The organism is Tessaracoccus lubricantis (genome assembly GCF_039544535.1).
Lineage (GTDB): Bacteria > Actinomycetota > Actinomycetes > Propionibacteriales > Propionibacteriaceae > Arachnia > Arachnia lubricantis.
In genome coordinates, this window is record NZ_BAABLV010000013.1 from 59,443 (window position 1) to 85,664 (window position 26,222).

Annotated in this window: 23 protein-coding genes and 1 riboswitch; of the genes, 12 read left to right on the forward strand and 11 right to left on the reverse strand. The window is 69.2% G+C overall.

Going from position 1 to position 26,222, the window contains the following annotated elements; all coding sequences use genetic code 11:
* Positions 1–79 precede the first annotated feature (79 nt).
* Positions 80–2,656: an ATP-dependent chaperone ClpB gene (gene clpB / locus ABEA30_RS04180; RefSeq protein ID WP_345579423.1), complete on the reverse strand. Its 2,577-nt coding sequence runs from the start codon at positions 2,654–2,656 to the stop codon at positions 80–82.
* Positions 2,657–2,956: 300 nt separating this feature from the next.
* Between clpB and ABEA30_RS04185 the strand changes: the two genes are divergently transcribed.
* Genes ABEA30_RS04185 through treS form a run of 4 tightly spaced genes read left to right on the forward strand, consistent with a single transcriptional unit; the run spans position 2,957 to position 9,197 of the window.
* A complete protein-coding gene (locus ABEA30_RS04185; protein WP_345579426.1) occupies positions 2,957–4,183 on the forward strand; it encodes a helicase-related protein in 1,227 nt (408 codons plus the stop codon).
* Between the two features lies 1 nt (position 4,184).
* Positions 4,185–6,194, forward strand: a complete 2,010-nt coding sequence (gene drmB, locus ABEA30_RS04190) for a DrmB family protein (RefSeq protein ID WP_345579429.1) — start codon at positions 4,185–4,187, stop codon at positions 6,192–6,194.
* Positions 6,191–6,940, forward strand: a complete 750-nt coding sequence (gene drmC, locus ABEA30_RS04195; RefSeq protein ID WP_345579432.1) for a DISARM system phospholipase D-like protein DrmC — start codon at positions 6,191–6,193, stop codon at positions 6,938–6,940. The genes drmB and drmC overlap by 4 nt, the downstream gene beginning before the upstream one ends.
* 46 nt (positions 6,941–6,986) lie before the next feature.
* Positions 6,987–9,197: a maltose alpha-D-glucosyltransferase gene (gene treS, locus ABEA30_RS04200; protein WP_345579435.1), complete on the forward strand. Its 2,211-nt coding sequence runs from the start codon at positions 6,987–6,989 to the stop codon at positions 9,195–9,197.
* Positions 9,198–9,500: 303 nt separating this feature from the next.
* Here treS and ABEA30_RS04205 read toward each other — a convergent pair whose 3' ends face one another.
* The 3 genes from ABEA30_RS04205 to ABEA30_RS04215 are packed head-to-tail and all read right to left on the reverse strand — an operon-like array spanning position 9,501 to position 13,143.
* On the reverse strand, positions 9,501–10,385 hold the full coding sequence (locus ABEA30_RS04205; protein ID WP_345579438.1) for a carbohydrate ABC transporter permease: 885 nt from the start codon (positions 10,383–10,385) through the stop codon (positions 9,501–9,503).
* Complete coding sequence (locus tag ABEA30_RS04210; RefSeq protein WP_345579441.1) at positions 10,382–11,737, reverse strand: carbohydrate ABC transporter permease; 1,356 nt, start codon at positions 11,735–11,737, stop codon at positions 10,382–10,384. The genes ABEA30_RS04205 and ABEA30_RS04210 overlap by 4 nt, the downstream gene beginning before the upstream one ends.
* Before the next feature lie 11 nt (positions 11,738–11,748).
* Positions 11,749–13,143, reverse strand: coding sequence for an ABC transporter substrate-binding protein (locus ABEA30_RS04215; protein WP_345579444.1), 1,395 nt, complete (start codon positions 13,141–13,143; stop codon positions 11,749–11,751).
* A 177-nt stretch (positions 13,144–13,320) separates the two neighbouring features.
* On the opposite strand from ABEA30_RS04215, the gene ABEA30_RS04220 reads away from it, so the two are divergent.
* Positions 13,321–13,821, forward strand: a complete 501-nt coding sequence (locus ABEA30_RS04220; protein ID WP_345579447.1) for a SixA phosphatase family protein — start codon at positions 13,321–13,323, stop codon at positions 13,819–13,821.
* Positions 13,822–13,838: 17 nt separating this feature from the next.
* Here ABEA30_RS04220 and ABEA30_RS04225 read toward each other — a convergent pair whose 3' ends face one another.
* Positions 13,839–14,414 carry a maltokinase N-terminal cap-like domain-containing protein gene (locus tag ABEA30_RS04225; protein WP_345579450.1) on the reverse strand — a complete coding sequence of 192 codons (576 nt, stop codon included), beginning with the start codon at positions 14,412–14,414 and terminating at the stop codon, positions 13,839–13,841.
* Positions 14,415–14,557: 143 nt separating this feature from the next.
* On the opposite strand from ABEA30_RS04225, the gene ABEA30_RS04230 reads away from it, so the two are divergent.
* The gene (locus ABEA30_RS04230; RefSeq protein WP_345579453.1) at positions 14,558–16,348 is read left to right on the forward strand and encodes a glycoside hydrolase family 3 protein; all 1,791 of its coding nucleotides are present in this window, start codon (positions 14,558–14,560) and stop codon (positions 16,346–16,348) included.
* A gap of 169 nt (positions 16,349–16,517) precedes the next feature.
* Here ABEA30_RS04230 and ABEA30_RS04235 read toward each other — a convergent pair whose 3' ends face one another.
* The 4 genes from ABEA30_RS04235 to ABEA30_RS04250 form a co-directional block, all read right to left on the reverse strand.
* On the reverse strand, positions 16,518–17,384 hold the full coding sequence (locus ABEA30_RS04235; RefSeq protein WP_345579456.1) for a hypothetical protein: 867 nt from the start codon (positions 17,382–17,384) through the stop codon (positions 16,518–16,520).
* Between the two features lie 129 nt (positions 17,385–17,513).
* Positions 17,514–17,789 (reverse strand): DUF2277 domain-containing protein, encoded by a 276-nt coding sequence (locus ABEA30_RS04240; RefSeq protein WP_345579459.1) that lies wholly within the window; start codon positions 17,787–17,789, stop codon positions 17,514–17,516.
* A 2-nt stretch (positions 17,790–17,791) separates the two neighbouring features.
* Complete coding sequence (locus tag ABEA30_RS04245) at positions 17,792–18,154, reverse strand: VOC family protein (protein ID WP_345579462.1); 363 nt, start codon at positions 18,152–18,154, stop codon at positions 17,792–17,794.
* Positions 18,155–18,186: 32 nt separating this feature from the next.
* Positions 18,187–18,585, reverse strand: a complete 399-nt coding sequence (locus ABEA30_RS04250; protein ID WP_345579465.1) for a hypothetical protein — start codon at positions 18,583–18,585, stop codon at positions 18,187–18,189.
* Between the two features lie 51 nt (positions 18,586–18,636).
* Here ABEA30_RS04250 and tdh point away from each other — a divergent pair, with 51 nt between their 5' ends.
* From tdh to ABEA30_RS04280, 6 genes are all read left to right on the forward strand, one after another.
* Positions 18,637–19,668: an L-threonine 3-dehydrogenase gene (gene tdh / locus ABEA30_RS04255; protein WP_345579468.1), complete on the forward strand. Its 1,032-nt coding sequence runs from the start codon at positions 18,637–18,639 to the stop codon at positions 19,666–19,668.
* Between the two features lie 28 nt (positions 19,669–19,696).
* The gene (locus tag ABEA30_RS04260) at positions 19,697–20,881 is read left to right on the forward strand and encodes a glycine C-acetyltransferase (protein WP_345579471.1); all 1,185 of its coding nucleotides are present in this window, start codon (positions 19,697–19,699) and stop codon (positions 20,879–20,881) included.
* A gap of 33 nt (positions 20,882–20,914) precedes the next feature.
* A riboswitch (TPP riboswitch) is annotated at positions 20,915–21,010 on the forward strand.
* Entirely contained in the window at positions 21,001–21,801 is an 801-nt protein-coding gene (thiM, locus tag ABEA30_RS04265; RefSeq protein WP_345579474.1) for a hydroxyethylthiazole kinase, read from the forward strand. It overlaps the preceding riboswitch by 10 nt.
* Positions 21,801–22,478 (forward strand): thiamine phosphate synthase, encoded by a 678-nt coding sequence (gene thiE, locus ABEA30_RS04270; protein ID WP_345579477.1) that lies wholly within the window; start codon positions 21,801–21,803, stop codon positions 22,476–22,478. The genes thiM and thiE overlap by 1 nt, the downstream gene beginning before the upstream one ends.
* Entirely contained in the window at positions 22,475–23,314 is an 840-nt protein-coding gene (gene thiD, locus ABEA30_RS04275) for a bifunctional hydroxymethylpyrimidine kinase/phosphomethylpyrimidine kinase (protein WP_345579480.1), read from the forward strand. Before thiE ends, thiD begins: the two co-directional genes overlap by 4 nt.
* 12 nt (positions 23,315–23,326) lie before the next feature.
* Positions 23,327–24,013: a TenA family protein gene (locus tag ABEA30_RS04280; RefSeq protein WP_345579483.1), complete on the forward strand. Its 687-nt coding sequence runs from the start codon at positions 23,327–23,329 to the stop codon at positions 24,011–24,013.
* Between the two features lie 86 nt (positions 24,014–24,099).
* Here ABEA30_RS04280 and ABEA30_RS04285 read toward each other — a convergent pair whose 3' ends face one another.
* Positions 24,100–25,131: a hypothetical protein gene (locus tag ABEA30_RS04285; protein ID WP_345579486.1), complete on the reverse strand. Its 1,032-nt coding sequence runs from the start codon at positions 25,129–25,131 to the stop codon at positions 24,100–24,102.
* 183 nt (positions 25,132–25,314) lie between these two features.
* Positions 25,315–26,136 (reverse strand): PRC-barrel domain-containing protein, encoded by an 822-nt coding sequence (locus ABEA30_RS04290; protein ID WP_345579489.1) that lies wholly within the window; start codon positions 26,134–26,136, stop codon positions 25,315–25,317.
* Positions 26,137–26,222 lie beyond the last annotated feature (86 nt).

Sequence of the window (26,222 nt, forward strand, 5' to 3'; positions counted from 1 at the left end):
CGGTTTCTCGGGCGTGTCGGGCCGTGACCCCATCCAATTGCTCACGGCGGGAAGGCGGCGGGCGGGGGCCGACGGCGGGTCAGGCGCCGTCGACCATCCCGATGCCGTCGTCGAGCCGGTCGAAGCGCACCGTCTGGCCGTCGTGGATCTCGCCGGACAGCAGGCCGCGGGCCAGGTCGTCCTCGATGGTCGACTGCACCAGGCGGCGCAGCGGCCGCGCGCCGTAGACCGGGTCGAAGCCCACCTCGCCGAGCCACGTCTTCGCCGCGTCGGACACCTCGACGGTGATCCGGCGCCCGGCGAGGCGTGCGTTGAGGCGACGCAGCTGGATGTCGACGATCTGGCTCAGCTGTTCCTGGCTCAGCGCCTCGAACAGCACAACCTCGTCGAGCCGGTTGAGGAACTCGGGCCGGAAAGCCTGCCGCACCACCGCCATCACCGACTTCTCCTTCTCCTCGGAGCTGAGGAGCGGGTCCGCCATGAACTGCGAACCCAGGTTGGAGGTGAGGATCAGCAGCGTGTTGCGGAAGTCGACGGTGCGGCCCTGGCCGTCGGTCAGCCGGCCGTCGTCGAGCACCTGCAGCAGGATGTTGAACAGGTCCGGGTGGGCCTTCTCCACCTCGTCGAGCAGGATCACCGAGTACGGACGGCGGCGCACCGCCTCCGTCAACTGGCCGCCCTCCTCGTAGCCGACATAGCCGGGCGGGGCGCCGACGAGCCGGGCCACCGAGTGCTTCTCGGAGTACTCGCTCATGTCGATGCGCACCAGCGCGGTCTCGTCGTCGAACAGGAAGTCGGCGAGCGCCTTGGCCAGCTCGGTCTTGCCGACGCCGGTGGGGCCGAGGAACAGGAACGAGCCCGTCGGCCGGTTCGGGTCGGAGATGCCGGCGCGCGAGCGGCGCACCGCGTCGGCGACTGCCGCGACGGCGGCCCGCTGCCCGATGAGCCGCTCGCCGATGCGCTCCTCCATGAGGAGCAGCTTCTCGGACTCGCCCTGCAGCAGGCGGCCCACCGGCACGCCCGTCCAGGCGGCGACGACCTCGGCGATGTCGCCGGCACCGACCTCCTCGGAGACCATCGACGGCGTCGCGTCGGACGCCTCCGCCTCCGCGAGCTCCTTCTCCGCGGCGGGGATCTCGCCGTAGAGGATGGTGGAGGCCTTCGTGAGGTCGCCCTCGCGCTGGGCGCGGTCCGCCTCCACCCGCAGCTGGTCGATGCGCTCCTTGAGGTCGCCCACCCGGTTGAGGCCGGACTTCTCCGACTCCCACCGCGTCTCCAGCCCGCGGAGTTGCTCCTGCGCGTCGGCGAGTTCTGCGTTGAGCGCGGCGAGCCGCTCGCGCGAGGCGTCGTCGTCCTCCTTCTCCAGGTGGAACTTCTGCATGGTCATGCGGTCGACGTCGCGGCGCAGCATGTCGATCTCCTCCGGGGAGGAGTCGATCTCCATCCGCAGGCGCGAGGCAGCCTCGTCGACGAGGTCGATGGCCTTGTCGGGCAGCTGTCGGCTGGTGATGTAGCGGTTCGAGAGCTCGGCGGCGGCCACCAGCGCGGAGTCGGTGATGCGCACCTTGTGGTGCGCCTCGTAGCGCTCACGCAGGCCGCGGAGGATGGCCACGGTGTCGTCGACGGAGGGCTCACCCACGTAGACCTGCTGGAAGCGGCGCTCCAGCGCCGGGTCCTTCTCGATGCGTTCGCGGTACTCGTCGAGCGTGGTGGCGCCGATCATCCGCAGCTCGCCGCGGGCCAGCATGGGCTTGAGCATGTTGCCGGCGTCCATCGCGCCCTCGCCGGAGGCACCCGCACCGACGACGGTGTGCAGCTCGTCGATGAACGTGATGACCTGACCCTCGGCCTCCTTGATCTCGTTCAGCACGGCCTTGAGCCGCTCCTCGAACTCGCCGCGGTACTTCGCGCCGGCCACCATCGACGCGAGGTCGAGCGACACCAGCCGGCGGCCCTTCAGCGAGTCGGGCACGTCGCCGGCGACCAGTCGCTGCGCGAGCCCCTCGACGACGGCGGTCTTGCCGACGCCGGGTTCGCCGATCAGCACGGGGTTGTTCTTCGTGCGCCGGGCCAGCACCTGGACCACGCGGCGGATCTCCTGGTCTCGGCCGATGACCGGGTCGAGCTTGCCGGAGCGGGCGCGCTCGGTGAGGTCGATCGAGTACTTCTCGAGCACCGACTCGCCGCCCTCGGATTCGGCCGACGTGACGCGCTTGCCGCCGCGCGAGGCCTCGAAGGATTCCTTCAGCGCATCAGCGGTGACGCCGGCGCGGTCGAGGATGGTCTTGGCGTCGGAGGCGATCGTGGCCAGGCCGATGAGCAGGTGCTCGGTGGCGACGAAGTCGTCGCCGAGGGTGTCGGCGAGCGTCTCGGCCGCCGCGAGCACGCGAGCGAAGGGGCCGCTCAGGGCGGGCTGGCTGACGGAGCTGCCCGTCGTCGAGGGCAGCTTGCCGATGGCTGCGACGGCGGCCTGGTCGACCTGGTCGGCATTGGCGCCGACTGCCTCGAGCAGCGCGCCGACGGTGTTGTCGGGCGTCAGGAGCAGCCCGTGCAGCAGGTGCACGGGCTCGGTGTTGGGGTTGCCGTGGGTGAGAGCCTGCCGGACCGCCGCCGTGACGGCGTCCCGCGACTTCGTCGTGAGCCGTTCGGTGTTCATGTAGCTGGATCTCCTTGATGGTGTCCAAAGGTGATTTCAAAGTTGAGTCTACATCACTCAACCTTAGCCGACACCTCGCTATTCCCTCGAGCACGAGAGCGATCATGATCGTCTTTCGAGAGGCAGGTCTGCCCTTCATGCCCACGTCTGATTGACTGAGCAACGAAGAGCCACGCGCGCCTTGGCTCCTCCGCCACGGTTCGCAATGCCGCCGATCAGGTGAAGGCGCTGTATGGAAGGGGCACAGCGCTGTTCCCGCCCCAAGTGCTGGACGCCTCGGACACGTACTTCTCACGGGAAGTGCCCATCTCCAAGGAGAACCCCGGTCGGCGCTACATCGGGGTCTGCGCCTCGGGCGTGCGGTTGACGGCCGCAGAGATCCGCGTCTCGGAGGTTCTCATGGCAGGCGCGCAGCTTCTGCTGGACCGCGGCGGGGCATCTGCCGATCCTTACCTCACGATGGTGGCCTACTTCAACGCCACCCGCGAACTGGCAGGCATGGCCCGCTTCATGCAGGACGACATCCAGACAGGCCTGGCAAGGGGACGGCTCTGGTCCAAACTCCCCCGCCGCAGTGGCATCGCCTTTGGGCCCATCAACCACGCGGAGCTCACCTCACGCGTGGCCAGCTCCGCAATCACTGAGACGCTGAATCAACTGGCGGTGCCTTTCGACCCCGATCAGGACACCAACGCTGCACGCCAAGCTCGGATCGCGGCTGCCCGAGCAGGGCAATCCGTCCCTAGGGAGGGCCCGCTGCCCTTCGACGCAGTGCTCGCCACCTCCATGCTTCAGGTGGGCGTCGACGTGCCGCGGCTGGGCCTCATGCTGCTGGTGGGCCAGCCCAAGAACACTGCGGAGTACATCCAGGCCTCTTCCCGGGTGGGCCGCTCGGCCGACGGGCCAGGCCTGGTGGTCACCTTGGGCAACTGGGCTCGCCCACGCGACCTCGCACACTTCGAGCAGTTCCGTCACTTCCACGAGACCTTCTACGCCCAGGTGGAAGCACTCTCAGTAACCCCGTACTCGGTCACCTCGATTGAGCGTGGGCTTGAGGGGGTGCTCGTGAGCGCCGCCAGGGTGGCGTCCGGCGTCGACGGTGCGGCTGGGTTGTCACCGGAATCCGGTGCGAACCGTGTCTCTGAGCAAACGGCGTTCCTCGACGCGCTGACGGGTCGCCTCGTCGCGAGGGCATTGACCGCATGTGGGGAGCACGACGCCAACTTGGTGAAGCAGCGGCTCGCGAGCCGGCTCGGCAACTGGCGGAAACGCCGGACAGACACGCTGGCGGAGAGCAAACAGCTCGTCTATGAGAAGACCCACAAAGCCGGGCAGGCGCCCCTGATGATCGGGGCAGAGGCAACCACCCGCAAGGAGATCCTGGAGGGTGCCCCCTTCGTAGTGCCCAACTCGATGCGCGAGGTTCAGCCGGAGATCAATCTGCTGGTCTCCCCCAAACCCGAACGTCTTTGGATTCAACATGGCGAGGGCGCACCGCAATGGGTGTTCCCTGCAGAGGAGGAGTGACATGACCAGTTGGATCAAGGGCCGCCGGCAACTCGACCCGCTCGCCGACGGCGAAGAACTGCAGGCAGCGAACGCCAAGAAGAACTTCGCGAAGGTAGGCTCCGGACGCCCTTCGTCGTTGCTGTACACCTACGGGCCTGGCGCGATCATGGATCTCCCCCACTTCACCGTCATGCCGGCGGGCTACGATGCATGGGAACCGGTGTGGGCACGCCGCGATGGCAGCAAGCCCATCCACGCACCCCGGCTCCTCGACGCAGTTCGAGTCCAGTTGGCGACACCAGTGCGGGAGATCAGGCCGTTCCCTCACCAACCCGACGTCGGGCTGTTTTCGGACGACGGCCGTGACTTGGGTGTGCCCGCCGTCGTTTTTCCCCAGTGGCTGCGCTGCACAGGCTGCGACAGATTGGCGCCGCTCAGCCACTTCGGGTATCGCAACACCCACCCTTACCGGCCCGACGAAGCCCAATTCCAGCACGAGGGCTGCCCCGGAAGGGGCGGCAACGCCAGCAAGAAGCGACGACCACTGGCGCTGCCCGCCAGGTACCTGCTCGCCTGCACCATGGGGCACCTTGACGAGTTCCCCTACGACGGCTGGGTGCACCACGGCGAGCGGTGCGCCACGTCGGAGATCCCACATCTCAAGATGATGGAGTCAACGATGGGACGCGGCGCCTCCGCCACCATTCAGTGCGCCTCATGCGGGGCGAAACGCGGAATGAACGAGGCACTGGGTGCAGCAGGCAGGGCCAAACTCCCCGGCTGCCGTGCACGGCACCCACACCTCAATGCGTTCGATGCGGCGGGCTGCAGCGCCGGCACGCACCTCATGCTGATCGGCGCCTCCAACCTCTGGTTCCCGCAGCTGCAATCGGTGATTGTGATGCCGATGGACCCCACGGAGAAGGCGCAAGACCTCGCGGACAAGATCCGCGCCGCCCTCGGTGATGACATCGGAGACTTCGACGGAGTGCGGGCGTCGGTGCTACGAAGGTCGCTCACCGAGATCGAGGGCCTATCGTCCATCGCCGACGGTGAACTCCACGCTGCTTACCAAGCTGCGCTGACCCCAGCCAGTAGCGAGGCCTTGGCAGAACGACGAGAGGGTTGGCACCCCAACGATCTGCTCGCACCAGAGTGGAAGGCCCTCACCCTTCAGGTGGGCGGCGACCATCACGAGGACGAGGCGAGCGGGCTGACCGTCAGCCTGCGCCCCCGCGACCCCGACCTGCCATCCCCCATCGCCAGGATTCTGGCCGTCGAGAAGCTGCGGCAGGTCAACGCTCTCATAGGCTTCACACGCATCGACGAGATGGACCGGGTCGCCGATCTGCCAGCACGCCGTGCTCCGCTGTCATTGACGCCACCAACTTGGGTGGTGGGCACAGAGAACCGCGGTGAGGGCATCTTCCTGCAACTGGACGAGGAAGCGGTACAGGAGTGGGAGCAGCGCGTGCACAATTCAGCGCTCTGGGCGGCGCACGTGGCTGCGCACAAGCGGAACTTCGAGAACCGCATGTCGGAGACCGCCAGCGTGACCGACCACTGGACGCGTCTACAACCGCCCAGGTACTGGCTGCTCCACACCTTTGCGCACGTGTTGCTCCGCGAGATGGCGATGACCTCCGGCTACGGCGCCGCGAGCATTTCGGAGCGGATCTACGCGTGGGAGGACGGTCAACGTGAACCGGCTGCGGGGGTCTTGTTGCTGACGACCTCCTCGGATTCCGATGGAACGCTCGGCGGGTTGGTCCGGTTGAGCCAGCCGGAGAGGCTGAACGACACGGTTCGCGGGGCGCTTCGTCGAGCCCTGCGCTGCTCGTCGGACCCCATCTGTGCCCACCGCACCCCGCAACAGCCGGAGGACTTCCTGCACGGTGCGGCCTGCCACTGCTGCACGATGGCCTCCGAAACTTCCTGCGAACGGGCCAATCGATTCCTGGATCGCCGATTCTTGGTGCCGCTCCCGGGCGAATTCAACGACTTGGGCTTCTTCCGAGATGTGCCATGAGCCATGAGTTGCGCCACTTGGGCGACACCCTCACCGGCACAGAGGCCGGGGACCTCGCCACGGCAGTGAGCGCCGGACGCACGCTGACGCAGGCGTTGCAGCTCGTGCAGGCGTCCAGACGTGCCGCGGTGAGACAGGCCGTGGAGGAGGCGACCTCCGCCATGGGGGCACAAGACCCGGCTCAGCTCAGTGCACTGCTCTACGGCATCCAAGGCGCGAAGAGCCGGCCCACGGAGGTCCTGCCGCAGTGGACGCTTCCCGGATACTTGGCCGATTACGGCGACCTCACGTCCAGCGTCGGCGAACTCGTTCGTTCTGCCCGCAGCGCCGTCACGTGCTCAACGTTCAACTTCCAGCGCTCCTCGGTGCTTTGGGAAGCGCTGCGCGAGGTCGCGCAGCGCGGCTCGGTGTCCGTCCGTGTCTATCTCGACGCAGGCGCAGCGGCGAGCAACCCTTGGACCCCATCCGCCACCGAGGTGGCTGAACAACTTCCGGGGGCGAAGGTCTTCCGCACGACGGAGCGGGACGGGAAACTGGTCGTGAATCATGCGAAGTTTGTCGCCGTCGACCACCAGTTCCTCATCGTCACGAGCGCCAACATGTCGATGAGCGCAGAACGCAGCAACATCGAGCTAGGGCTTCGAGTCCACTCGGAAGCCCTTTGTGAAGCCGTCGAAAAGCAGCTCTTGAGCGCAGAATCCGTCCTCTATGAACTCATGCCACCGTCGGTCCAGACAACCTCCTAGCCGCGAGCCACCTCATCCGTGTGCCGACCCCGGTAGCGTGGGGCAGGTGACCACCGCACCTGAGAACCCGGTCCCTGAGCAGATCGACGACGAGGAACTGCCGGAGTCGAGCTTCGACCAGCAGCGGTTCGCGGCCCGCCCGGCGCGCCTGCGGCCCCGGGCACGCCGTCGGCCCGACGACCAGGGGCCCATCGCGCCGCCCTTCACCGCCTCCGGGCAGAACCGCGCCTACGTGGAGTGGCTGGAGGAACAGTCGATGCTGCACGACGCGCTGGCGGTGTCGCGGCAGGTGGCGGGCAAACACCTCATGTGGGCCAACCCATACGCCCACCCGGACCCGCGGGCAGCGCTGCAGCGGGCGTCGGTGTGGTTCACGGCGTACCCGCTGTCGCACATCACGGACAGGGGCGAGTCCTTCCTCGGCGCGCTGGGCGCGCAGGCGTTGTGGGACGCGTTCTCGTCGATCGGCATCGACGCCCTCCACACCGGCCCGGTGAAGCTCGCCGGAGGCCTCCATGGCTGGGAGCCCACGCCGTCGGTGGACGGGCACTTCGACCGCATCTCGATGGCGATCGACCCCCTGTTCGGCACCGAGGACGAGTTCCGCCACATGTGCGAGACCGCCAACCGGCACCACGCCACCATCATCGACGACATCGTCCCGGGCCACACCGGCAAGGGTGCCGACTTCCGGCTCGCCGAGCTGAACTACCACGACTATCCGGGCATCTTCCACATGGTCGACATCCCGGAGGAGCACTGGCACCTGCTGCCCGACGTGCCGGAGGGTCGCGACTCGGTGAACCTCTCCCCCGAGGCCGAGCAGGCGCTGTCCGACGAGGGGCTGATCATCGGTGCCCTCCAGCGGGTGATCTTCTACGAGCCCGGCGTGAAGGAGACCAACTGGTCCTGCACGCCGCCGATCGTCGACTACAAGGGCGTCGAGCGACGGTGGGTGTACCTCCACTACTTCAAGGAGGGCCAGCCCACCATCAACTGGCTCGACCCGACGTGCGCCGGCATGCGCCTGGTGATGGGCGACGCGCTGCATTCGCAGCTCGACCTGGGCTCCGGCGGGCTGCGGCTCGACGCCAACGGGTTCCTCGGCGTCGAGCGGACCGTCGGGTCGCCTGCGTGGTCCGAGGGGCACCCGTTGTCGTTGGCGGCGAACCAGCTCATCGGCTCCCTGGTGCGCAAGGTGGGTGGCTTCACGTTCCAGGAGCTCAACCTGTCGATCGACGACATCGCCCGCACCGGCGCCGTCGGGCCGGACCTGAGCTATGACTTCATCACCCGCCCCGCCGCGCAGTTCTCCCTTGCCACGGGCGACACCGAATTCCTGCGGCTGGTGCTGCGCGAGGCGATGCGCATCGGCATCGACCAGGCGTCGCTGGTGCACGCACTGCAGAACCACGACGAGCTGACCTACGAACTGGTGCACTTCACCACCGCGCACCGCGACGACGAATTCACCCTCGGAGGCCAGACCTACACCGGCCTCGAGTTGGCCGAGCACGTGCGCCAGACCATGCGCGACAAGCTCACCGGCGACGCCGCACCCTACAACGCGGTGTTCACCACCAACGGCATCGCGAGCACGACGGCGTCGATCGTGGCCGCGTCGTTGGGGTTCGCCGACCTCGACGAGATCTCCGACGCCGACGCCCGCCGCATCGCGTCCGCGCACCTGCTGCTGTGCATGTTCAACGCATGGCAGCCGGGCGTGTTCGCGCTGTCAGGCTGGGACCTCGTCGGCGCGCTGCCGCTGGACCGCAGCGAGGTGAAGGCCCTGATCAGCATGGGCGACACCCGCTGGATCGAACGCGGAGCCTACGACCTGCTGGGCGTGGCGCCGGACGCCAAGAAGTCGTCGAGCGGCATGCCGCGCGCACGGGCCCTGTACGGGTCGGTGCCAGACCAGCTGAAGCGCGAGACGTCGTTCGCGAGCCGCTTGGCGCAGGTGCTGAAGGTGCGCAAGCGCAACGGGCTGCCCAGCGGCGCGCTCGTCGACGTCCCGGACGTCGGCGACAAGGCGTTGCTGGTGATGGTCAACGAGTTGGAGAACGGCACGACGCAGATCACCGCGCTGAACTTCGGAGGCGAGAAGTTGAGTGCCCGGGTGCAGTCGGAGAAGCTCCCCGCCGGCCGGGTGTTCGACCTGACCACCCGACGGAAGGTCGGCGCGGTCGACGACCTGCGCGGGTTCACCGTCGAGTTGCCGGCCTACGGCGGGCGGGCGATGATCATCCGGGACTGAGCTGGGGGCTTGTAGTCGCCCGACGGCGCACGCTCCGGCGACGACGGCGGACCGGTGTCGGCCCACACCCCCCCAGCAGCCGAGACCCGAAGCCGGGCACGGGGCATGAAGGACGCGAGTTCAGAGTCCACCCGCATCCCGCCACGCCCAACGTCGCCCCGCCCGCCCACGGGACACACTCGCGTCCTTCTTGCCCCGTGCCCGGCGGAAGCCTGCGGTGACGAACCCGGCAAGATTCAGACACGAGGAGCGACAACCGCGGGCGGCCCCATCCAAGGGACCGCCCGCGGCTGAACAGCGGCGTTACTTCTGCGAACCCGCCAGCAGCGCCTGGACGAAGTAGCGCTGGAAGGCGAAGAACACGATCAGCGGCACGATCATCGACAGGAACGCACCCGCCGAGAGCACGTCGATGTTCGAGCCGAACTGCCTCAGTTGCGACTGGATCGCCACGGTCAACGGCATCGACTGCGCGTTGGTGAAGATCAACGCCACCAGCATGTCGTTCCACGTCCAGAGGAACTGGAAGATCGCCAGCGACGCGATGGCCGGCAGGCCCAGGGGCAGGATCATCCGGAAGAAGATCTGCCACTCCGACGCGCCGTCGACCCTTGCCGCCTCCAACAACTCCGACGGGAACTGCGTGAAGAAGTTGCGCAGGAGGAAGATCGCGAACGGCAGGCCGAACGCCACGTGGAACAGGATCACACCCACCACGGAGCCAAAGATCCCCAGCTGGCCGAAGAGCCGCGCGAGCGGGATCAGCGCCACCTGGATGGGCACCGCCAGCAGCACGATGACGGCGATCAGCAGCCAGTCGCGGCCGGGGAAGTCGAGCCACGCGAACGCGTACCCCGCCAAGGCCCCGAGCAGCACCACCAACACCGTCGACGGCACCGCGATCACCACGGTGTTCCAGAACGATCCGGTGATCGTCGGGTTCGACAGCAGGTTGGCGTAGTTGTCCAACGTCAGCTGTGCCGGCTTGGTGAACACCTGCCACCAGCCAGACGCCGCGTTGTCGCCCGAGCTGCGCAGCGACGTGAGCAGCAGCCCGACGGTGGGCACCAGCCAGAAGATGGCCACGATGGCCAACACCACATTGACCACGGAGTTGTTCAGCGCACGCACCACCTTCTGGGCGGGGGTGAGCTTGGGCTTCACGATGCTGAGTTCTGCGGCGGTCATCGGCTGCGCTCCTCTCGGAAGCGGCGGATGTTCATGATCATCGACGGCAGCACCAGCACCAACAACAAGATGGCCAAGGCGGAGCCCAGGCCGTAGTCATTGCCGCCACCGAACGACACCGTCCACATCTCCACCGCGATCACGTTCGCCGCCGGTTTCGACGCGCCGGGCGGGATGACGTAGACCAGGTCGAAGATCTTCAGCACGTTGATGATCAGGGTCACGAACACCACGATCAGCACCGGCGCCAGCAGCGGGGCCGTGATGCGGGTGAACACGCGCCACTCGTTGGCGCCGTCGATCCGTGCGGCCTCCTGCAGCGACGGGTCCATGGCCGACAGGCCCGACGAGATCATCACCATCGCGAAGCCCGCCCAGATCCACACGTACGACAGGATCACCACGGCGTTGATGAACGTGGAGCTCAACCACGACACACCCTGCGCGCCCTCGCCGAAGTTCGCCGCGGGCAGTGCAACGCGGTAGCTGGCGCCCGGCTCGAGGCCCTCGATGAGGTAGGTGCCGTTGGGCTCGGTCGTGGCGTGCCCGGCGATCGTGCCGTCCTCGGCGACCGCGTCGACGCGGATGCCGGGCAGCCCGGACTTGCCCTCCTCGACCTGTCCCTGCGTACCGCCACCGCCGCGGATGACGTCGAGGAACACGGTGCCGGCGATCTGGTCGTCGCCCGGCGCTTCGGCCACGACGGCGCCCTCGGCGCCCTCCGGAAGGTCGTCCTGCCTGATGCCGGTGAGCGGGAGGTCGACGACCGTGCCCGCGTTCACCGTCGACTCAGTGCTGATGATCCCGCCCTCGGCGACGAGGCCCACGTCCTTGCGGGGGTTCGCGCCGGGATAGTTGGCGGTGTCGGAGAACGCGTTCTGCACCCCGACGATGGCCGCGTTCACGGCGCCGAGCTGCGGGTTCTCCTGGAACAGGCCGCGGAAGATGACGCCCGCGGCGAGCATCGAGATGGCCATCGGCATGAAGATGATCAGCCGGAACGCCGTCTTCCACTTCAGCCGCTGCAGCAGCACCGCGAAGATCAGGCCGAGCACCGTGCACACCAGCGGCGCCACCAGCACCCACATGATGTTGTTGCGGATGGCGGTGAACGTGGTCTCGTTGGTGAACATCGTGACGTAGTTCTGCCAGCCGGTGAACTTCTCGCCGGTGCGGTCGTAGAACGAGCGCACCAGCGTGAACACGATGGGGTAGACCACGAGGGCACCCAGCACGATCAGCGCGGGCGCCAGGAACGAGGCAATGACCAGGCCGCGCCGTAAGCGGCCCGAGGACCGGGGCTGGTGATCCCCGGTCCTCGGACGCTGCGGCGCGGTGACGACGGTAGTCACCGGGCCCCCTGTCAGCTGCCGTATGCCGAAGCGGCGGCCGCCTCGAGGCGCTGCATGGTGCCCTCGACGTCGGAGGGGTTCTCGTAGAAGGTGATCATCTCCTGCCAGAAGCCCTGGCCCTGGGTGCCACCGAACGCGCTGGGCGTCAGGTCGGACATGTCGAAGCGGAAGGCCTCGGCGCCGGTGAGGGCCTCAGCGATCTGACGCGAGATGTCGTCGGGGTACAGCGAGGTGTCGACACCGTTGTTCGGCGACGTCAGGCCGCCCTTGGGCACCCACACGGCCGCCGACTCGGGCGAAGCCAGGTACGCCATGAGGGCGTTGGTGGCCTCGTCGTCGGTGAACTGGATGGCGACGTCGCCGCCGCCCACCACCGCCGGGCCGGAGTCGTTCACGGACGGGAAGTTGAAGAACAGCGCGTTCTCGCCGACGGTGGAGTTGCCGTCGTCTGCGATGTTGCCGGCCACGAAGTCGCCCTCGTAGACGGTGCCCGCCTGCGGGTCAGCGCCGAAGACCTCGGTCACGGTCTCGGGGAAGGTGCGCTGCGCGCCGCCGTCCTGCACGAGGTCGCTGCTCCACAGCTCTGCGAGCGCGTCGAGCGCCTCCTTGACCGACGGGTCCGTCCAGGGGATCTCGTGGTTGGTCAGCTGGTCGTACATCTCGGGGCCCGCGGTGCGCAGGTAGACGTTCTCGAACCAGTCAGTCAGCGGCCAGCCCACGTCGGCGCCGATCGAGATGCCCGCGTAACCCGCGTCGCGGATCAGGCCGAGCTGCTCGAGGAAGCCGTCCCAGCTCTCGGCGGCGCCGGCGTCGGCGCCCGCCTCATCCCAGATGTCGGCGTTGTACCACATGGTCGACTTGTTGGCGGCCTTGAACCAGACGCCGTACAGCTCACCGTCGACGCTGCCGAGGTCGAGCCAGGACTGCGAGTAGTTCTCCTCGACGGCGGCCTTCACGTCGTCGGAGAGCGGCTTGAGGTGGCCATCGGTGGCGAGCTGCTGCATCAGCGCCGGCTGGCCGACGATGGCGACGTTGGGCGGGGTGCCGCCCTCGAGCTGGCCGGAGATGTAGGTGGGGCCGTTGTCGCCGAAACTGGTGTAGGTGACGCTGGCGCCGGTGTCGTCCATGAACTTCTGGAGGACGGCCTCGAAGTTGGCCTGCTCGGCGCCGGACCAGGCGGCCACGACGTTGAGGGTGCTACCGGAGAGATCGACGCTCGAGCCGGCCGGCGTGCTCTCCTCGCCGGCGGGCGTGGTCTGCTCGGCGGCGGTGGTCTCACCGGCCGCCGTGGTATCGGTGCCGGTGGTGGGGGCGGTGTCGCCGTCGCCGCAGGCGCTGAGCAGCGCCGCGCTGGCCATCCCGAGCGCAGCCAAGGCCGCGAAACGTTTGCGGGTGCGCTTGAACATAGGTGTCTCCTTCTTTGGCGGCAACGCATCTGTCCTGTCGTGGTCGGCGACCGCGTTGTCGTTGAGGACCGGTGAACACCTCCCAACCTATACAGCTGTCAATGGCTGTTGACGCTAACAATTGTTTCTTTTTGGCAACTTTTTCTCGATTGTGCGCACATCCGCTTAATCTGGACCATGACCGTGACCCTCATCCTCGTGCGCCACGCCAAGTCCGACTGGGGCACGGCCGTGGCGGACCGGCACCGGCCTCTCGCTGACAGGGGCATTCGGCAGGCGCCGCACACCGGACGGTGGGTCGCCGAGCACGTCGACGGCGTGGACCTCGCCGTCGTCTCAGTTGCCACCCGTGCGCGTGCCACGTGGGAGCTGCTCGCCGCGCACCTGGATCCCGCCGTGCGCCGCACCCTCTCCGAGAAGGCCTACACGTTCATTGGTCAGGACCTGGCAGACGTCGTGGCGGACCTGCCCGGCTCCGCTCGGACGGTTTTGCTCGTGGGACACAATCCGGCGCTCGAGGAACTCATCGAGATCGCCACCGGCCGGTCCGTGCCGATGCCGACGGCGGCGGTGGCGATGCTGCAGCTACGGAGCTGGCGCGGGGTCACGGACGGCAACGGGACGGTGCTGGCGGCCGGACGCCCGGCCGACGACCAGTGGACGGTCCAGGGCCCCTGACTTTCCCTCCGGCAGGATCAGCGCAGCAGCGCGAGCAGGTCGTGACGCGGGCCGCCGTCGTCGGTCCAGTCCGCGATGAGCGTGCCCAAGGCGTCGCCAGGCACGTCGGCGGCGCGTTCCAGGACCCGCATCAACTGCAGCTCGGCCTCGGGGGCCTCGCCCGGCACCACCCCGCTGCCCTTGACGTCCATCACCAGCGGGATGACGTTGCCGTGGGCGTCATGGATGTCGGCCTGGCAGTCGGCCTCGCGGATGACCCGTTCCAGTTCCGCCATGAACACCGGGTCTGTGGCGGCGTCGTAGCAGTAGCGGGTGCCGAGGACCGAGTGCTCGAGCGTGCCGATGAGTTCTGCACCCTCCAACGGCTGGGCACGCCACGTGACGGGCACGAAGTAGGCGTGGGTGCCGTCGGAGATCACCATCGCGTCGAGACCGACCTCACCGTCGGGGTCCACCAGCCGGAAGTTGGCGGCCCGCTCAAGCTTCTGGGCGTCGCCGAAGAACCAGTGCTGGCGGGGCAGCCATCCCTGGAGGAGCTCGATCTTGCTGGGGCGGAGCTCTGCTCCGACATGGACTTCGGCTGTGCCGCTCATGGTGCCTCCTCGCTTCACCCCCAACGATAGGCGCTGCGGTGCGCACCACCGCCGAGCCGCCCATGGGCGACGCCGCAACCAAAACATGGACGGTGGCAGAGTGGCGAGATCGCCTCCCCCCGGGCGATGTGAGAGGAGCAAAGATGCTGACCTTCAACCGCCGACAACTGCTCGGCCTCGGCGTGGGGACCCTCGCCGCCAGCGCCGTCGCCGGCCGCCTCCCGGCCTCGGCCAACAACGTGACCGGCTACGTCGAGTCGATCATCTCCCGCATGACGCTGCCCCAGAAGGTGGGCCAGCTCATGGTCTCGGAGGTCTACGGCGCCGACCCCACCGTCGAACACACGGGCAACCTCCAACTGTTCGGCATCGGCAAGGCCGTCGACGTGGTGCGCGAGCTCCACCTCGGTGGCGTCATCTACTTCGCCTGGACCGACAGCTACGCCGGCGGGCCCGACGGCGTGGCCCAGCTGAGCAACACCCTGCAGGCCGCCGCCCTCGAGACCCGCGTGACCGCGACGAAGGGCCAACCACAAGGCAACAAGGTCTCGGTGCCGCTGCTGGTGGCCACCGACCAGGAGCAGGGCATCGTGACCCGCTTCGGCCCGCCGGCCACCCAGTTCCCGGGCGCGATGGCGCTCGGCGCGGGCCGGTCAGAGGCCAACGCCAAGGCCGCGGCAGAGATCACGGGCATGGAACTGCGGGCGGTGGGCATCAACACCAACTTCGCCCCCGTGGCAGACGTCAACGTCAACCCCGCCAACCCCGTCATCGGCGTGCGTTCGTTCAGCTCCGACCCCGAACTCGTGTCACGGATGGTGGCCGCCCAGGTCGAGGGCTACCAGGGCGCGGGCCGGGTGTCCGCGTCGGCCAAGCACTTCCCCGGCCACGGCGACACCGCCGTCGACTCGCACTACGGCCTGCCACTGATCACCCACAGCCGTGAGGAATGGGAACGCCTCGACGCGCCGCCGTTCCGCGCGGCGATCGCAGCGGGCATCGACATGATCATGACGGCGCACCTACTGCTGCCCGCCTTCGACGACTCCGGAGACCCGGCCACCCTCTCCAAGCCCATCCTCACCGGCGTGCTGCGCGACCAGCTGGGCTACGACGGCGTGGTGATCACCGACGCCCTCAACATGGCCGGCGTCCGCGAGATGTACGGCGACGCCGAGGTGGCCGTGCGCGCCCTGGAGGCCGGTGTCGACATCCTGCTGATGTCGCCGTCGCCCATCGCGGCCCGCGACGCCGTGCTCGAGGCCGTGACCTCGGGACGGATCAGCGAGGCGGAGATCGACCGCAAGGTGGCCCGCGTCCTGCGGATGAAGCACCGACGCGGCATCATCGCCGAACCCATGTGCGACCCGGCACTCATCGGTTCCGTGGTGGGCATCCCGCAGCACCTGGAGATCGCCGACGCCGTGACCGACCGCACCATCACCCTCATCCGCAACGACGGCGTGCTGCCCATGCCGGTCAGCGGGAAGAAGGTGCTGGTCACCGGGTGGGGCGCGGGCACGACCACCAACGTGCAGGCAGCGTTCACCGCGGCAGGGGCCACGGCCACGCGGCTCAACTACAACTCCCCCACCGCGGCCCAGATCAGCGCGGCGGTGACCGCTGCGCAGGACGTCGACCTGGTCGTCGTGCTCACGCAGAACGCGGCGCCGAACTCGGCGCTGGTGCGCCTCGTCAACGCGCTGGTGGCGACCGGCAAGCCGGTGGTCGCCGTCGCGGTGCGCAACCCGTACGACGTGGCGCACTACGAGGCACCCGCGGAGATCTGCACGTACTCCTACGCACCGGTGATGCCGGCGTCGCTGGTACGCGTGATCACCGGCGAGGTCAACCCCAGCGGCACGCTGCCCGTCGACGTGCCGTCGCCGTCGGGCGGGGTGGCCTACCCGTTCGGGCATGGGCTGAGCTACTAGCCGTTGGGGTCACCCGCTGCATGTCGAGGTGCTGGGTGCCTGCGCTGGGCAGGGCAGCAAACGCGGCAGCGGAGCGGTGGTCGTCGCAGGCGGCCCAAGCCGGCCCGACGCGCTAGCTGCCCTCACCCACCGTCACCATCCAAGGCCCGCAGCCGACAGCCGCCGTGGTTCAGGGGGCCTGATGGTCGACGAACCACTGGGCGTCGGCGGGTTCGAGCTGCCTGGCCACCTCGACCATCTGGTCCGCCTGCCAGTCGTTGTCGCTGGAGTCGGGCCAGAGCTCGGCGTTGACCGAACCCAGCTGGCGGCACACCCGCCGGAACGACTGGTCGCGCCCCGTGGCGACGATGCCGTCCCCCAGGTCGGTCCCGTTACGCCCCAGTTCGCACGGCTGGGTTGCGGCGGGCTCGAGGACGATGCGCAGCCAGCCCGTGTGCTGCGGGGTGCGGAGGTCGTAGATCACCTGGTCGTCCTCGGCGAGCACCAGACGCAGTTCGGCCTGCTCCAGGGCCGTTGGCGCGTGGAGCGGGAGGGCGGCGGCGCGGAACTGATCGGCGCGCCGGTCCAGCTGTGCCCGCCGGTCGAGGTGTGCTCCCAGCGTGAGGACGGCGGTGCCGAACACGGCCAGGGCGGCGAGCGAGGCGATGCCGACGGTGAACCCCCGCCGCCTGAGCCCTGCGGCGGACAGCGCCCCCGCCATCGGGGACAGCAGGGCCAGCAGCACGCCCGCTCGCTCGGGCACGCCGTCGAACCGGGTGAACAGCACCACTCCCACCGCGAGGACGGCCACCAGCACCGGCACGAACCACCACCGCAGCCCCAGCCTCGCGCCGACCACAGCCGTCACGACGAGACCCAGCGCACCACCGACCAGCGCGCCCAGGAACGCGTTGCCGACGTTGCAGAGGAAGCCGTCGCACGGCAGCACCGCGGCGCCGGACCCGATGACGACGGCGGGGATGACCACGCACAGGTAGGCGGCGCCGGCACCCAGCCACAGGCGGACGTTGGAGTCAGTGGTTCGCGTCCCCGTCATGGACGCAGGGTAGCCGCCGGCGGGTCCGCCGCCCTTCGACCGGGCGCCGGGCGCCCGGCTCAGGGCACGAGACGGGGGGGCGGAGGGTCCGTCGCCCTTCGACCGGGCGCAGAGCGCCCGGCTCAGGGATCAGCTGGCGGCGGCGAAGCGCTTGGCCGAGCGGGCCTTGGCCTTGACCGCCTCCTCCTCGCGGTTCTTGAGCGGCGCCGTGGTGACCAGGTCCTCGAGGAGGTGCCGCGTGATGTGCGCGATCTCCTCGACGGCGCGGTTGAACGCCTCCTCGTTGGCCTTGCTCGGCTTCGTGGCGCCGGAGACCTTGCGCACGAACTGCAGCGCTGCCGCGTGCACCTCGTCCTGCGTGGCGGGCGGCTCGAAGTTGTTCAGCGGGCGGATGTTGCGGCACATGCTCAGCCCTCCATCGAACCCTCGTAGAGGCCGACCGAATTGCCGTCGGGGTCCTCGAAGACCGCGAACCAGCTGGTGGGCGTGATCTCGGTCTTCTTCACCACCACGATGCCGCCGCTGCTCTGGACCCGGGTCAGGGTCTCCTCGATGGAGTCGACCTCGACGGTGGCGCGCGGCTGCGTGAAGGCCTCGTCGCGCGGGGTGAGGGCGCCGCCGCTGACCTTGTTCGGGGCCTGCCACATGGGGTAGCCCTCGAAACCGGGGTATTCGTTGATCTCCCAGCCGAAGAGGGCGGTGTAGAACTCGGCCGAACGCCTCATGTCGCTGACGGGGATCTCGAGGTGGGTGATGTCGCCGTGGGCCATGGGAGGCTCCTTCGCTCTCGGGTGATGCCAGCCTAGGCTGCGTCTCCGGCACGGTCCAGCCCCTTGGGAGGGCGGGCACTGAGGGCCGCGAGGACCGGGGCCAGGAGCCCGAGCAGGACGGCCTCCCAGCCGGCGCCCGCCACCATGAAGGGCAGGCCGAGGGAGAGGGCGAAGAGCACCAGCAGGACGGGGCCGAACCACCAGCGCAGGCCCAGCCGTCGGCCCACGAAGGCCGCCACGATGATCCCGAGCCCCAGGCCGATGCAGCTGCCGACGAACGCCGACTCGAACCAGCACAGGAGGCCCTCACACGGCACCTGGGCGGCGGCGAAGAACCCCAGGAGCGCCGGCACGAAGGTGCACAGGTAGCCGAACGCGACACCGAGCATCACACGCTGCGTCGCGGTGGCGCGGGACACGTCGAGGGCCATTGCAGCAGGGTACCTGCACCCAGCCCGACCGGGCATGCCACGATGGGATCCATGCGTGCCCTGGTGAAGACCTCCGCCGGCCCCGGCCTGGAGCTCATTGACGTGCCCACCCCCGAGCCCGGCCCCAACGACGTGCTGATCAGGATCCGGCGCACCGGCATCTGCGGCACCGACGTGCACATCGACCGGTGGGACGGCTGGGCCGAGAAGAACGTGCAGGCGCCGCGCATCATCGGGCACGAGTTCTGCGGCGACATCGTGGCGCTCGGCTCGTCGGTCACCAACCTGGAGGTGGGGCAGTTCGTCTCCGGCGAGGGGCACTACGTGTGCGGCCGCTGCCGCGCCTGCCTGGCCGGCAAGCGGCACCTGTGCCGCAACTTCAAGGGCATCGGCTACCACGTCGACGGCGTGTTCTGTGAGTACTTCGTCATGCCCGCCCGCAACGTGTGGGTGCATCCCGCCGGGATGGACCCCGACGTCGCGGCGATCTTCGACCCGTTCGGCAACGCCGTCCACGCCGCGCTGCAGTTCCCCGCCCTCGCGGAGGACGTGCTGGTCACCGGCGCAGGGCCGATCGGCATCATGGCGGCGCTGGTGGCCAGGTTCCAGGGCGCCCGCAACGTCGTCATCACGGACCTGTCCGACGAGCGCCTCGAGCTGGCGCGCTCGCTGGGCATCTCGTCGACCGTCAACACCGGCCGCGAACGACTCGAGGACGTCTACGAGCGCTTCGGCATGGTGGAGGGCTTCGACATCGGGCTGGAGATGTCGGGCTCGGGCGTGGCGCTGCGCTCGATGATCGACAACATGACGCACGGTGGGCGCATCGCGCTGCTGGGGTCGCCGACGAAGGAGCTCACCGTCGACTTCGCCACCATCATCTTCAACATGCTCACCATCCAAGGCGTGACCGGGCGCGAGATCTTCGAGACCTGGTACGCCATGAACGCCCTGATCAGGTCGGGGTTGGACATCTCCGGCGTGATCACGCACCGCTTCCCGGCGGAGTCTTTCGCCGAGGCGTTCGCAGTCGCCTCCGACGGCAAGTCCGGCAAGGTGATCCTGACCTGGGACCACTTCTGACGCCCACCCCCCAACCACAGGAGCAGCCATGACCTTCCTCGACGACATCCGCAGCCAGCTGCAAGAGCTCCGCGACGAGGGGCTCTACAAGAACGAGGCCCCGCTCACGACGGCGCAGGCCGCGCACGTCGGCACCCTCGACGGCGACGTGATCAACCTGTGCGCCAACAACTACCTCGGCCTCGCCGACTCCCCCGAGCTCATCGCCGCCGCCAAGGACGCCCTCGACCGCTGGGGATTCGGCCTGGCCTCGGTGCGCTTCATCTGCGGCACCCAGACGCAGCACCAGGACCTCGAGGCCAAGCTCACCGGCTTCCTCCGCAAGGGCGCCGACGGGTTCGACACCATCCTCTACTCGTCGTGCTTCGACGCGAACACCGGCCTGTTCGAGACCATCTTCGGGCCCGACGACGCGATCATCTCCGACGAGCTCAACCACGCGTCGATCATCGACGGCGTGCGCCTGACGAAGTCGCAGCGCCTGCGTTACCGCAACCGCGACCTCGACGACCTGCGCGCGCAACTCGAGGCCGCCAAGGGCGCCCGGCACCGCGTGATCGCCACCGACGGCGTGTTCTCCATGGACGGCTACGTGGCGCCCCTCGACGACATCTGCACGCTCGCCGACGAGTACGGCGCGCTGGTCATGGTCGACGACTCGCACGCCGTCGGCTTCGTCGGCCCCACCGGGGCCGGCACCCCCGAACTGTTCGGCGTCACCGACCGCGTCGACATCCTCACCGGCACGCTCGGCAAGGCCCTGGGCGGCGCGTCCGGTGGGTTCACGTGCGCGCGCCAGCCCATCGTCGAACTGCTGCGGCAGAAGTCGCGGCCGTACCTGTTCAGCAACTCCCTGGCGCCCGCCATCACGGCCTCGGCCATCGCGGTGCTCGACCTCATCGAGTCGCGGCCCGAGCTGCTGGACCGGCTGCGCGACAACACCGCCCACTTCCGCCGTCGCATCGTGGAGGAGGGCTTCGAGGTGCCGGAGTCGGACCACCCCATCGTGCCCGTGATGATCGGCGACGCCGCGCTGGCCGCCCGGATGGCCGACGAGATCCTCGCCCGCGGCGTCTACGTGCGGGCGTTCTCGTTCCCGGTGGTGCCGCGCGGCAAGGCGCGCATCAGGACGCAGCTGTCGGCGGCGCTCACGCGCGAGGACCTCGACGCCGCGGTGACGGCGTTCGTCGAGGCTCGGGCGGCGGTGGCCTGAGTCAGGGTCCGTCGGAGGACACTGGTAGGGTCGACGGCGAAGCCGGGGTGCCCCGTCGTCGGGGCTGAGAGCACACCCGTACCACCTGATCTAGGTCGTGCTAGCGAAGGGAGCAACCCATGACCCGTATTGCCGAGACCCTCACCGGTGTCCGCGCCACCACGCCGCTGGTGCACTGCATGACCAACACCGTCGTGCCGGAGATCACCGCCAACGTGCTGCTGGCCGTCGGCGCCGCGCCGGCCATGATCGACCTGCCCGAGGAGGCGGAGATCTTCGCCGGGATCGCGTCGGCCCTGCTGATCAACGTGGGCAACGGCTCGGCGGAGCAGCACGCCGGCATGCGCCTCGCGGCACCCGCCGCGGCTGCGGCCGGCAAGCCGTGGGTGCTCGACCCCGTCGCCGTCGGCGGCCTGCCCGTGCGCACCCAGCTCGCCCGAGACCTGCTCGTCCACCGCCCCGCCGCCATCCGCGCCAATGCGTCCGAGGTGCTCGGGCTCGCGGGCACCTCCGCCGGGGGTCGCGGCGTCGACGCCACCGACGAGGTGGACGCCGCCGTCGACACCGCCCGCCAGCTGTGCGCCGACACCGGCGCCGTCGTCGCCATCTCCGGCCCCACGGATGTCGTCGTCTCCGACGGCCGCGTCACGCGCGTGACCGGCGGCCACGAGCTGATGCCGCTGGTGATCGGCACCGGTTGCGCGCTGGGCGCCACCGTCGCGGCCTGCCTCGCCGTCGCGGAGTCGGAGGCGGACCGGCACGACGCCGTGGTCGCCGCCCACGCACTGTTCGGCGCCGCCGGGCTCGTCGCCGCACGCGGCGCCACCGCCCCCGCCACCTTCCGCACGCTCTGGCTCGATGCCCTGCACACGCTGACGCCGGCCGAGGTCGAGGAGCTCGTCACCGTCGAGGAGGACTGATGCAGGCCCACAAGAAGCACGCCAAGCAGGTCGACTGGCGGCTGTACGTCGTCACCGACACCGAACTGGCCGGAGGGCCAGACCGCGTCCCGCGCATCGTCGAGCAGGCCGTGCTGGGCGGAGCCGGCGTCGTGCAGGTGCGCGACAAGCACATGTCGGAGGTGGACTTCCTCAAGCTGACGCAGTCGGTGGTGGACGCCACACAGCGGGTGTTCGACGCCACCGGCCACCGCGCCGCCGTGTTCGTCAACGACCGCCTCGACATCGCTGAAGACCTGGGGCTCCACTTCCACATGGGGCAGGCGGACGGCGACATCCACGAGGCCCGACGGCGGCTCGGCCAGGACCTCATGATCGGCCTGTCGATCTCCAACACCGAACAACTGCGCGCCGAGCTGCGCGACCAGACCGCCGACGTCCTCGGCCTGTCGCCCATCTGGAACACCACCACCAAGACCGACACCGAGGCGCCGCTCGAGCTTCAGGGTGCCGAGCAGATCGTGCGCGAGACGGCGGGCCGCGCCAGGACGGTCGCCATCGGCGGCATCAACCCCGTCAACGCCCGGTGGGTCATCGACACCGGCGTCGACGGCATCTGCGTGGTGTCGGCCATCATGTCGGCGCCAGACCCGTTGGCCGCCGCGAAGCAACTCATGTCCCTCTGGAGGACCAGATGACCACGCCAAGGATCGCCCTCAGCATCGCAGGCTCGGACCCGTCGGGGGGCGCCGGCATCCAGGCCGACCTGAAGACCTTCCACGCGCTCGGCGTCTACGGCGCGGCCGCGCTCGCGGGGCTCACCGTGCAGAACACGCAGGGCGTGCGCGATGCCCGGCCCGTGGACCCCGCCTTCGTCCGCGCGCAGGTCGAGGCCGTCCTCGACGACCTGCCCGTCGCCGCCACCAAGCTGGGCATGCTCTCCAACGCCGAGGTCGCCGGCGCGGTGGCAGACCTGCTCGACGAGCGCCGGGCCGACTTCGGCGTGGTGGTCCTCGACCCCGTCATGGTCGCTACCTCGGGCGACAAGCTCCTCCACGACGACGCCATCTCCGTGGTGCGCGAGCGCCTGATGCGCCAGGCCGACGTCATCACCCCCAACGTGCCGGAGGCCGCGGTGCTGCTCGGCACCGGCCCCGCCGTCGACGCCACCGGGGTGATCGCCCAGGCCAACGCGCTGGTCGCCGCCGGCGCCCGCGCCGCGCTGGTCAAGGGCGGGCATCTCTCCGACGCGCAGGTCACCGACGCCTTCGCCACCGCCGAGGGCGTGGCCATCCTCAGCGGCCCGCGCATCGAGTCGCGGCACACGCACGGGACGGGCTGCACGCTGTCGTCGGCGATCGCGGCGTTCGCCGCCCGCAACGGAGACTCCCCCCAGACGGGTGTCCGGCTGCCCTCCGTGGAGCAGGCCCGCGACTACCTGATGCGCGCCATCGACTCCGGCTCCCGCTGGACGCTGTCGCGCACCCCCACCCTGGGCCATGGCCCCGTCGATCATTTCGTCGACGCCCTCTGACCGAAGGAACACATGACCATCACGTGGAAGACCGGTGAGTTCAGCGCGCGCGCGTGGGACGCCACCGCCGAGATCCGCCGCCGCATCGATGCGCTGCCGCTGCTGACCGAACTCGCCGACGGCACCCTCGACGTCAACCGATTCGTCGAGTACCTCGTGCAGGACGACTTCTACCTGCGCGGCTACACCCGAGCCCTCGCCATGCTCGCCACCCGCGCCCCCTCACCCGAGGCCTCGGGCTTCTGGGCCACCAGCGCCGGCGGCGCCGTCGCGGCGGAGGTGGAGATGCACGCCGGGCTGATGGCAGACCCGGTGCTGGCCGGGGCGCCCAGGCCTGCCGTCGCCTCCCCCACCACCCGCGCGTACGTCAACATGCTGCAGACGATGACGGCCTACGAGCCGTACGCGGTGGGTGTCGCCGCCGTGCTGCCCTGCTACTGGGTCTACGCCGACGTCGGCGCCCGCCTCGCCGAGACCGCCTCCGCCGTCAAGGACCATCCGTTCGGGGCCTGGGCTGCGGCCTACGCCGACCCGGCGTTCCAGGACGCCACCCGTCAGGCGATCGTGTTCCTCGACGAGGCGGCCGCCGCTGCGGATGACGCCACCCGCGCGGCCATGCTGACGGCGTTCGTCGACGCCACGTACTACGAGGAACAGTTCTGGGCGAAGTCGTATCAGCAGGAGGCGTGGACCGTCTGACCCGCAACTTTTCCCTACGCCAGAAGGGGGTCAGGTGTGGATTATCCACACCTGACCCCCTTTGGCGTAGGGATATCTTCAGGGGCTCAGCAGCCGCCGAAGCTCACGTCCTCGGTGTAGGCCTGCGCCGAGATCTCGACCACCGCATCGGTGTCCTTCATGGGCGTGGTCGGGGCGTAGCGGGGGCCACCACCGTCGGGGTAGGGCTCGCCCTCGACGCGGAACTGCAACTCGCGGTCGCCGACCTTGACCGACCCCAGGTACTGCCACTCGCCGTGGTTCTGCTTGCGGACCTGCATGAAGTCGGAGCCGTAGATGGCCTTGATCTGCGCGATGGTCATGCCGACCTCCGCACCCTCGGCCGTCTCGATGCCGGGCTCGCGCACGGCGACGTCGGCCAGGTCGACCACGGAGATGCCGCGATCCACGAGCTCGGGCCCGTTGCGGAACGCCTCACAATCCTCGGTGGGGGACGGCACCACGTAACCCAGCCGCAGGAAGTTGCGGTAGGTGTCGGTGTACGCCTGGCTGGTGTACGGCGCGAACGTCAGCGGGCCGAGGCCGTCGACGGTGAGCTTGCTCTGGTCGAGCACGTGCGCCGGGATCGTGGTCACCGGGGCGACGGTGCCACCGGAGAAGCGGACGAGGTTGTTGAACACGAAGCCCGTCTTGCGTACGTACGAGTTGCCCTCCTTCGCGATGAAGTTGGTCTCGATGTACGAGCGGCAGGCGCCCCGGCCGGTGGCGGGGGTGTCGCATTCGGTGCGCCAGTCGTGCCCGGCACTGTGGAAGGTGCCCGTCGTGGCAAGCGGGTTGCCGGCCCAGTTCGCGCGGGGTGACGGCAGGTAGGTGAGGTTGTTGAAGTGCCAGTCGGTGTCGTTGACGAACCGGCCGTCACGGTAGACGACCTGCGTCGACCAGATCTGGGTGGTGCAGCGCACCACGGTCGACGAGTACATCTCGCAGTCGGTGATCCAGAGGCGACCGTTCTGGATGTGGCCACCCGGAGTCGTGTAGACGTCCGTGGTGTCGGCTGCCTGGGAGGGCTGGGTGACCAGCCCTGCGATGGCCAGCCCCGCGGCGGCTGCCGCGAAGGTGATTCGGCGGAGAAGCGACATTGCTGCGTCCTTACTGTTGCCGGGGCCATGCCCCGTGGATGTGTCCATCCTCGCTCGCGGAGGAGTCACTGGTAATACGTCGCAGGTCTGGATTCGGTTGCGGCCCCCGACGCATTTTGTCCCACCACGGGAAACGGCCGGCCCGTTGCCGGGCCGACCGATCCCCGGGATCACTCGATCACATCAGTTGGGGCGGGGGTTGCCCCGGTCGGGTGCGTCGAAGATGTTGTCGATGGGGCGGGCGCCGCGGGTGCGCTCCCCCAGCGGGCCCTCGGCCGCATCCGGGTAGCTGGCCGGGTCGTCGTCGACGTATTCCTCGTCGTCGACGTACTCGCCGTCGGGGCCGACGTCGCGGAGGCGCTCGTCGCGCAGGCGCTCGTCGTCGACGTACTGCTCGCCGCCGAGCGCGGCCTGGTCCTCGACGTAGGCGGGGTCGTTGCGGTAGGCGGGGTCGCCCTCGAGGTCGTCGCGGCGGCTGCGGAGGTCGTCCTCGTTGCCCATGCCGGGCGAGCCGAGGCCACCACCGGTGGCGCTGTGCGTCGCGTTGCCGAGGCCCGGCGAGCCCGGGCTCTCGTCGTCGCGGCGGACGTCGTCGTGGACGTGGGCGTAGGTGGGATCGGAGCGCTGTTCGCCGGACAGGTCGTGGTCGCGATCCCAGCGGCGGGTGCGGAGGCGGTCCGCCTCGATGACGGAGCTGTCGACCTGGTAGTAGCGGTACAGGTCGTCTTCCTGCGAACGGGAGATGTGCCCGTCCTCGTCCACGTTCGGGGCGTCCTTGACGGTGTCCTTGTCGGCGGCGAGCGTCAGGCGTTCGCCGTCCAGGGTGGAGCCGGCCAGCGGCGCGAAACTGGTGCGCAGCCCGAACAGGCCGGTGTTGACCGTCACCCACATGGGCTGGCTGGTCTGGTCGTCCAGGTAAACCCCGCTGACGCCGCCGATGCGTTCACCGTTGCGGTCGTAGGCCGTGGCCTCGAGCAGCTGGTCGATGTTCTCGTCGTGGTGCATGGTGTTGCTCCCTTCGTCCCCCGGCAGAACCTGAGCCGGTCCGTGAAACCGGGATACTCATCCAGCCTCTCTCAGCCCCGGGGAAG